Origin of the sequence: Sandarakinorhabdus sp. (assembly GCF_041689835.1) — a bacterium.
Taxonomy (GTDB): Bacteria; Pseudomonadota; Alphaproteobacteria; order Sphingomonadales; family Sphingomonadaceae; genus Sandarakinorhabdus.
The window spans coordinates 1-7,850 of record NZ_JBDNFM010000170.1 but is presented as its reverse complement, the minus strand read 5'-3'; the positions used below and the strand labels follow the sequence as shown (position 1 = coordinate 7,850).

Annotated in this window: 7 protein-coding genes; 5 read left to right on the top strand and 2 right to left on the bottom strand. The window is 64.1% G+C overall.

The window, feature by feature from the left end:
• Together ACESL8_RS09255 and ACESL8_RS09250 are read left to right on the top strand one after the other, a co-directional pair.
• The coding region (locus ACESL8_RS09255; RefSeq protein ID WP_372918091.1) for a DUF934 domain-containing protein at positions 1-259 on the top strand (259 nt) is incomplete at its 5' end.
• Positions 252-1,001 carry a phosphoadenylyl-sulfate reductase gene (locus ACESL8_RS09250; RefSeq protein WP_372918089.1) on the top strand — a complete coding sequence of 250 codons (750 nt, stop codon included), beginning with the start codon at positions 252-254 and terminating at the stop codon, positions 999-1,001. The genes ACESL8_RS09255 and ACESL8_RS09250, both read left to right, overlap by 8 nt.
• Positions 1,002-1,008: 7 nt before the next feature.
• On the opposite strand, the gene ACESL8_RS09245 is transcribed toward ACESL8_RS09250, so the two are convergent.
• Positions 1,009-2,994: a DNA/RNA helicase domain-containing protein gene (locus tag ACESL8_RS09245; RefSeq protein WP_372918087.1), complete on the bottom strand. Its 1,986-nt coding sequence runs from the start codon at positions 2,992-2,994 to the stop codon at positions 1,009-1,011.
• Positions 2,995-3,087: 93 nt separating this feature from the next.
• Positions 3,088-4,719 carry a phosphoenolpyruvate carboxykinase gene (locus ACESL8_RS09240; RefSeq protein ID WP_372918086.1) on the bottom strand — a complete coding sequence of 544 codons (1,632 nt, stop codon included), beginning with the start codon at positions 4,717-4,719 and terminating at the stop codon, positions 3,088-3,090.
• A 173-nt stretch (positions 4,720-4,892) separates the two neighbouring features.
• Here ACESL8_RS09240 and ACESL8_RS09235 point away from each other — a divergent pair, with 173 nt between their 5' ends.
• The 3 genes from ACESL8_RS09235 to ACESL8_RS09225 all read left to right on the top strand — a co-directional run.
• A complete protein-coding gene (locus ACESL8_RS09235) occupies positions 4,893-5,636 on the top strand; it encodes a response regulator transcription factor (protein WP_372918084.1) in 744 nt (247 codons plus the stop codon).
• Positions 5,637-5,639: 3 nt separating this feature from the next.
• Positions 5,640-7,193 carry an ATP-binding protein gene (locus tag ACESL8_RS09230; RefSeq protein WP_372918082.1) on the top strand — a complete coding sequence of 518 codons (1,554 nt, stop codon included), beginning with the start codon at positions 5,640-5,642 and terminating at the stop codon, positions 7,191-7,193.
• A gap of 1 nt (position 7,194) precedes the next feature.
• A partial coding sequence (locus tag ACESL8_RS09225; RefSeq protein WP_372918080.1) for an RNase adapter RapZ occupies positions 7,195-7,850 on the top strand: 656 nt, incomplete at its 3' end.

Here is a 7,850-nt window from a genome sequence, read left to right as displayed (position 1 = left end):
TTTTCCCAAATTCCGCGACGGCCGCGGTTATTCCTCGGCGCGCATCTTGCGTGAAGCTGGCTTTGACGGCGAAATCCGGGCGGCCGGCGACGTGCTGGTCGATCAGTTGGGCTTCATGCGGCGGGTTGGGTTTGACAGCTTTGCACCCGATGCCCCGCTGGATCCCGCCGTCGTCGCTGCCACGTTGGCGCGGTTTCCCCATGTTTACATGAAGGCCGCCGACGGCTTGGCACCGGTTTGGGCGCTGCGGCATGGCTGAAGCCGCGCTGCGCCCCGCCGATAGCATCGATACGGCGCCGGCGTTCACCGCAGCCGACGCGGCACGGCTGACGGCGCGATATGACGGCGTCGCTGCGCCGGCGATGTTGGCGGAACTACTTGCCGGCGAGCTGAAAGGCCGCATCGCCGTCGTCTCCTCGTTTGGAGCGGAATCAGCGGTGCTGCTCGATCTGGTCGCCGCCGTAGATCGCAGCATCCCGCTGATTTTCGTGAACACACAGAAAATGTTTGGCGAAACGCTGGCCTATCGCGACAGCCTTGCCGAAAGCCTGGGTTTCACCGATCTGCGTGTGTTTCGCCCCGACCCGTATGAAATCGCGCGCCGCGACGACAAATCCCTGCGCTGGGCCTATGATCCCGATGGCTGCTGCGATCTGCGCAAGGTCGAACCGCTGCGCCGCGCACTGGAAGGTTTTGACGCGTGGATTTCCGGCCGCAAAGGCTTCCAGGCCGGCCGCAGCAGCCTGCCGCGCTTCGAGGTCGACGTTGACGGCCCTCGGAGCCGTTTGAAGATCAACCCGCTCGCCGATTGGGACAAGGCCGCCATCGAAGCGCACTTCGTGGCCCGCAAACTGCCCCGCCATCCGCTGGAAGCCGACGGCTATCTCTCCATCGGTTGCCAGCCCTGCACATCCCAGGTGAGGCCCGGCGAAGACCCCCGCGCCGGCCGCTGGCGCCACTGGGACAAAACCGAATGCGGGGTCCACCAGCCTGTGTTCTAAGTAACGGTCAGGGCAGTGGCGGAATTCCGCAAACGGCCAGCCAGTCGGCAATCGCGTCATACTCCGCTGGCGGGCGCGTGGTGTCTTCAGGGTCGCCGCGCGGAACAAAGATCACCATCCCTTGTCGCGCGCGGGTCAGCAAGACTCGGTAGGCGTTCTTCACATAGTCCGCACGCGAAAGGCCATTGGTCACCGATTTGATTGCCTGCCATTTTGTGCCGCGAAATTCGCGTGCCAACCAGGCGTTGCCGCTTCGGCGATAATTCAAATCCCAGGCAACGCTGACCCAGTCCAGTTCAAGGCCCTGAACGTCAAATTCGGTGGCTGCGTCTTCAAGCGCATTTGACGAGCGCACGTCGTCGTTTCCGTTCAAAAACCAGTGGCACACGTCGATGGGCGCTTTCACGTGCAGGCCTTCTGGCTTCAGCCGCATGGCATTTGAAGACGCAACCAGGCCAGCGCGCTCCTCTGCACGCCGCTGCCTGCGCAACCAACTTCGGGCCAGTGCCAGATCACGGGTCTGCCAAATTGGAAACAAGGACGGATCAGGTCGAAGATTGGCTGCAGCTTCGGCATCTTCTGCCAGCAACGCGGCAACAAACGCCGACACCCGGTCCGCTCGAAATGAACGAATTGAGACCGCAAGATGCAGGCTGGAGTCGGCCACCGCCGCGCGCCGCGAAAGATGCCAGCGCAGTCCGGCGTCTAACGGGCCCGCTTCGTCCAGCAGGTGCGGCGGCAGGAATATCTGCCAGTGTGGCAGCCCTGATTGAAGAGCTCTCACCCACTCGCCAATACCAGCTTCGCCGCGATTGATCTCCTGGCCTTCGCCAATCAAGCAGATCACGACACACCAGTCGGAACGCCGATCCATGACGGAGAGCAAAAACCCCGGCTCAGACTGATCGAACCCGGGCTGGCCCTTTTTTCGCCGCATGAAGTCGCTGGTCATTGCGCGGTCCCAAGCGCGCTGGGCCTCGTCGAAAATCACTACATGCTCGGATGGGAGCTCTTGTCCGCCAACATAATGATCGCGGAAGTGATGGACGTTCTGGATGAATGTCTCTGGTTCCCGCGTTTGCAGCATGCGGGCTTCCGGGAGGTCGGGGAGGTCGCGCTGGTGCTTGGCATCGCGGCGAAGCGCTTCCTGCAAAACCTTCACCAGCGGCCCGTTGCCTGAAAGAAAGACGGCATGTTCGTCGGGATATGCAGGGCGGCGTCGACACGCGACATTCAAGCCGGCGAGGGTCTTGCCCGCACCCGGGACGCCGGTGACGAAACAAATCGCCTTGCCGCCCTGTTCCCGCATCTGCGTCACCACCCGTTCTATGGCGGCTGCAGTAAGGGACAGATTCTCCGCGCCAGCTTCGGATCGAGAAATTTCGGAAACGTCGTGGCCGGCATAGAGCGCTTCGGCGGCTTCGATGATGCTGGGCGTTGGGCGATAGGCGCCGGCAGCCCATTTTTCGGCACAAATGTTCGTGCTGTCTCCGCTCGCGAGCAGTCTCTGGATGCTGGGCAGCAGGTCATCGGCGGCAAGACGTATCGGATCGTGGACTTTGTCTGGCGCCCAAAAGCCGAGTCCTAGCTGCTGAGGCGGTGCTTGTGTCGATATCAGGATCGGCACGATGGTTTTGTCGTGGCTGGTGACGTGAAAATTCTTGAGATCGAGCGCATAGCCGTGCACCTGTTCGATGGCGTGCCGAGGGAAGGTGCGTTCACCGACTTTGTATTCCAGTACCAGAACGAGCGGGCCGGCAATGACCACTGCATCGGCGCGCCTTCCCATGCGCGGGATTGCAAATTCCATGAAGAAATGCGCGCTGGGCAATGCAGAAGCGAGCGCTTGCAAATGCCGAATTGTGAATTTCCACGCTTCGATTTGCGACAGTTCGGCGGCGAATTGGGTATGCGTTAACAATTCCCCCAGCAGTTGCTGTTGTGAAAGTGCCGCGAATATTTCTGCGGGCGCATCCGCCCAAGCGCGTTTCATATCGCCAGGCTGCCAGGCATCGCCTTGCCCTGCAACGAAAAAGGGCGGCCCTTGGGGGGCCGCCCTGATTGGTATGCGCTTCGCTGCGAAGGTTCAGGCCGCCTTGGGCGCCGAATCGCGCACGCCGGCATCCACATGCGCTTCGAACGGGGCGAAATTGGCGATGAACATGCCAACCAGAGCCTTGGCGCGGGCATCATATTCGGCCTTGTCGGCCCAGGTGTCGCGCGGATTGAGGATGACCGGATCAACCCCGGGCACGGCGACCGGAACGGCAAAGCCGAAGTTCGGATCGATGCGGAACTCGGCAGATTTGAGGCTGCCATCCAGCGCGGCATTCAACAGCGCGCGGGTCGCCTTGATCGGCATGCGCGTTCCGGTTCCGCCGGTGCCGGCGCCGCCGCCGGTCCAGCCGGTGTTGACCAGCCACACATCGACATTGCCCTTGGCGATGCGTTCCTTCAGCAGATTGCCATAAACCGACGGGTGGCGCGGCATGAACGGTGCGCCAAAACACGTGGAGAAGGTGGCATCGGGTTCGGTAACGCCGATTTCGGTGCCGGCCACGCGCGCGGTGTAGCCCGACAGGAAGTGATACATGGCCTGATCGGGCGTCAACCGCGAGATCGGCGGCAGGATGCCGAACGCATCGGCGGTGAGCATGATGATGTTGCGCGGCACCGGGCCCATGTTGTCGGACGACGCGTTGGGGATGAAATCGATCGGATAGGAACCACGGCTGTTTTCAGCCAGGCTGTTGTCATCAAGGTCGATGATCCGGGTGACGGGGTCGATCACGACATTTTCCAGCACCGTGCCGAAACGGCGGGTGGTGGCGTAAATCTCCGGCTCGGCTTCGGCCGAAAGCCGGATCACCTTGGCATAGCAGCCGCCTTCGAAATTGAAGACGGCGGTATCGGACCAGCCATGTTCATCATCGCCGATCAGCGTGCGGCTGGCATCGGCTGAAAGCGTTGTCTTGCCGGTGCCGGACAGGCCGAAGAAAATGGCGGTATCGCCGGCCGGGCCGATGTTGGCCGAACAGTGCATCGGCATCACGCCCTTTTCGGGCAGCAGATAATTGAGGATGGAAAACACCGATTTCTTCATCTCGCCGGCATAGGCGGTGCCGCCGATGAGAATTGTCTTGCCCACAAAATCCACCGCCACCACGGTTTCGCTGCGGCAGCCGTGGCGCACCGGATCGGCCTTGAAGCTGGGCAGATCGATGATGGTGTATTCGGGCACGAACGCCGCCAGTTCGGCCAGTTCGGGGCGCACCAGCAGGGTGCGGATAAACAGGCTGTGCCAGGCGAATTCGGTGATGACCCGCACCTTGACCCGGTATTCGGGCTGCGAACCGCCAAACAGATCCTGCACGAACAGATCGCTCTTGCCCTTCAGCGCAGTTTCGAAATCGGCCTTGATGGCAGCGAATTGCGCGGGCGTGATGCTTTTGTTCTTGTCCCACCAGATGGCGGTTTCGGTCTCGGCGTCGCGCACGATGAACTTGTCGTTGGCGCTGCGGCCGGTGTGCTGGCCGGTTTTCACCACCAGCGCGCCATGCTCCGAAAGCAGCCCTTCACCGCGCTGCACCGCCAGTTCCACCAAGGGGCCAGTGAGAAGATTCCAGTGCAGCGTGGCCGGTGTGGCGAGCCCCTGCTGTTCAAGGCCGTAGGCGGAACCAGAGGAGGGGCCATGGGCGGGCTGAGCGGTTGATGGCACGGCAGATTCTCCCTTTGCACCGGTGCAGCAATTACTGCCCGATTTTGCGATTTCGCATAGAGCACGCATGCGACTTCGTCAAAACGCTCCGCCGTCCGTCTGGTGCCGCGCAGCCATGCAAAAGCCGCGCAATCCCTTGCCAGTCGCGCTGCAAGGTTCCACACAGGCGGACGATGGATATCGACAACCCGCCATCCCCGACCATTGCCCTGGTCGATGATGATCGCAACATCCTCACCTCGGTGTCGATTGCGCTGCAGGCCGAAGGCTTTGCGGTGCGGCTGTATTCCGATGGTGACACCGCGCTGAGAGCGCTGATTGAAAATCAGCCTGATCTGGTGGTGCTGGACATCAAGATGCCGCGCATGGACGGCATGGAGGTGCTGCGCCGCCTGCGCGAAAAAAGCCAGGTGCCGGTTATCTTCCTGACCAGCAAGGACACCGAGATCGATGAGGCGCTGGGCCTGGCCATGGGCGCCGACGATTACATCGGCAAACCGTTCAGCCAGCGCCTGTTGATCGAACGCATCCGCGCCGTGCTGCGCCGCACCGCCAATCGCCGGCTGCCGCCCGACCAGGCCGAAGACGGGCCCGCCGCAGATCCCATCGTGCGCGGCCGGCTGACCATGGACCCGGCCCGCCACCGCGTGCTGTGGGATGCCGGTGAAGGCCGCCGCGGCGATGTGGCGTTGACCGTTACCGAATTCATGATCCTGGAAACGCTGGCCGCCCGCCCGGGCTTCGTCAAATCGCGCGACCAGTTGATGGACGCGGCCTACAGCCACGATGTCTATGTCGATGATCGCACCATCGACAGCCACATCAAGCGGCTCAGGAAAAAGTTCCGCGCTGTCGATCACCAGTTCAAGGCCATCGAGACGCTGTACGGCGTCGGCTACCGTTTCAACGAGGAATAGGATGTGAAGGCCGAAGAGGCCGTGCAGGAATGGCGCCGGGGCCTTGGCTTCGGTTCGCTGCGCGCCCGCATCTTCGCGGTAAACCTGCTCGCCGTGATCGTGCTGGCGATCATGCTGCTTTATCTTGATACGGTGCGGTCGCGCCTGCTGGATGAGCGCACCGCCAGTCTGGCCAACGAAGCGGCGACCGTGGCGCAGCTGGTTGCCAATCTGCCTGGTAATGCGCGTGCGGCCTCCATCGCCCAGCTGGGCATCGAGCGCGGCACGCGGGTGCGGCTATTTGCCGAAGACGGCCGGCGCCTCGCCGACAATTGGCAGAACCCCGAAAACTCGCGCTTTGTGGTGGAAGATCCGGCCGCTTATGGCTGGCGCCGGGCTTCGGCCAAGGCGATCGACCGGGCACTGGATGCCGTGCTGGGTTTCCGCACGCTTGCCGCCTATGCCGAACCGGCGGTGGACCGCGCCGGTGTGTGGCCGGAACTGGCCCGCAGCACCGCCGCCGCCCGGCCCGTCACCGATCTGCGGCGCGCCAGCGATGGCAGTCTGATCGTCACGGCTGCTGCCCCCGTTTTGGGCGGTGGCGCAGTGCTGCTCACCGATTCAGCCGACGATCTGGCCGACATCCTGCGCCGCGAACGGCTTACCTCGGCCTGGCTGCTTCTAAGCGTCACGGCGCTCACGCTTGGCCTGTCGCTTTATCTGGCGCGCACCATCGTGCGGCCCTTGCGCCTGCTGGCTATCGCTGCGCACCGGGTGCGGCTGGGGCGCAGCCGTGAAGTGGTGGTGCCGCGCCTGCCCGACCGCAGCGACGAGATCGGTGCCCTGGCCCGCGCCATTTCCGACATGTCCACCGCCCTGCGCCGCCAGATTGACGCGACCGAGGCATTTGCCGCCGATGTTGCCCACGAACTGAAGAACCCGCTGGCCTCCCTGCGTTCGGCGGTCGAAGTTCTGGACCGGGTGGAAAAGCCGGAATTGCGAGCCCAGTTGCTGGCGGTGATCCGCGATGATGTCGGCCGCATCGATCGGCTGATCACCGATATCGCTGCTGCCAGCCGTCTGGACGCCGAATTGTCGCGCACCGGTTTTCAGTTCCTCGATGTCGCGGCGCTCGCCGATGGGCTGGTGGCGGCCTACGACGTGGCCGGACGATCGGCCACCCGCCTGCGCACGGCGAGCGTGGTGCGCGGCGGCCTGGCCGGGCCGGTGCTGATCGAAGGCGATGCCGGCCGGCTGGCGCAGGTTCTGAGGAACCTGATCGACAACGCCATCAGCTTTTCCCCCCATGGCGGCGAGGTAACGCTGGCACTGGCCCGCAGCGGCAGCCGCGTGGAGCTGGCCGTGAGCGATCAGGGCCCCGGTGTGCCGCCCGCCAACCGCCGCGACATTTTCCACCGATTTTATTCCGAACGCCCCGAAGGCGAAGATTTCGGCCGACATTCCGGGTTGGGCCTGTCCATCGCGGCCGCCATCGTGGCGGCGCACGGCGGCCAGATCGCAGTGGAGGATGCGCCCGGCGGCGGCGCGATCTTCCGCGTCAGCTTGCCGGCGGCCTGAGATGGAGACGCTTCACGCCACCGCTGTTGCCCTCGATGGCCGGGCGGTGCTGCTGCTTGGTCCGTCCGGCGCGGGCAAATCCGATCTGGCGCTGCGGCTGGTTGCGGCTGGTTGGCGGCTGGTGGCCGATGACCGGGTGGTGGTGACGCCTGCCGGCGCCAATGACACGCGGCGCCTGATCGCCAGCGCGCCGCCGCGCCTTGCCGGCCTGCTGGAGGTGCGCGGGGTTGGCATCGTGCCCGAACCCACCGCGCCCGCGCCCATCGCGCTCGCGCTTGATCTGGCCGCCACGCCCGATCGCCTGCCCGATACCGATCATCTGGCCGTGGCGGGCCAGACCATCCCGCTGCTGGCGTTCGACCCGTTTGGCGAATCGGCACCGCAGCGCGCGGCACGGGCCCTTGAAGCGCACGGGTTGGCAATGCACGGGCTTGCCGTCACAGATGCCGACGTGAACCCGCCGATCCTCATCGTCTCCGGCCTGTCCGGCGCCGGCAAATCGACCGTTCTGCGTGCGCTGGAAGACGCCGGGCATGAAGTGGTGGACAATCTGCCGTTGTCCTTGCTCGATGCGCTGATCGCCGGCGCGGAAGGCCGGCCGCTGGCGTTGGGTATCGACAGCCGCACCCGCGCCTTTGATGCCGCCGCGCTGGGCCA

What these genes read in the sequence shown, in the direction of transcription:
- ACESL8_RS09250 (WP_372918089.1), top strand. Translation starts at nt 252, where the DNA reads ATGGCTGAAGCCGCGCTGCGCCCCGCCGATAGCATCGATACGGCGCCG.
- ACESL8_RS09245 (WP_372918087.1), bottom strand. Translation starts at nt 2,994, where the DNA reads ATGAAACGCGCTTGGGCGGATGCGCCCGCAGAAATATTCGCGGCACTT.
- ACESL8_RS09235 (WP_372918084.1), top strand. Translation starts at nt 4,893, where the DNA reads ATGGATATCGACAACCCGCCATCCCCGACCATTGCCCTGGTCGATGAT.